At 66.4% G+C, this 351-nt stretch carries 1 protein-coding gene; it reads right to left on the bottom strand.

Translation table 11 applies throughout. The annotated features are described in order from the left end of the window. The coding region (locus tag AC1U89_RS25100) for a multicopper oxidase domain-containing protein (protein ID WP_479902324.1) at window positions 1–351 on the bottom strand (351 nt) is incomplete at both ends.

Below are 351 nucleotides of genomic sequence, written 5' to 3'. Positions count from 1 at the left end.
ACGTTGTGGAGCATCCACAACCACTGGCGTTCAAATTCCGGCCCGTTGGGCATGGGCAGCCACGGCGAGGCCGGATCCGTGACCAGCAAGGCACCAAAGAGGCCCAGGACGCGCTGAACCGGGTCGGCGGTGGGATCGGCCGGATCGGCGCCAGGATCGCAGTAGAGGTAGGTGCCTGCTTTGGGGGCCGGGAATACCAAGGTTTTGGTTTGACCGGGCCGGATCTCGCCGGTGCTCACGTGGCTGTTGCCCGCTCCCGCGTTGAGGAACTGCAGGGCGTGCGGCTGGGCCAGGTGATTGGTGACGCGGATGCTGATGGTGCTGCCGGTCTCGGCGATCAGCGTCCGGTCC

Source organism: Caulobacter sp. 05T431 (assembly GCF_056665975.1).
This window is presented reverse-complemented; position numbering and strand designations above follow the sequence as displayed.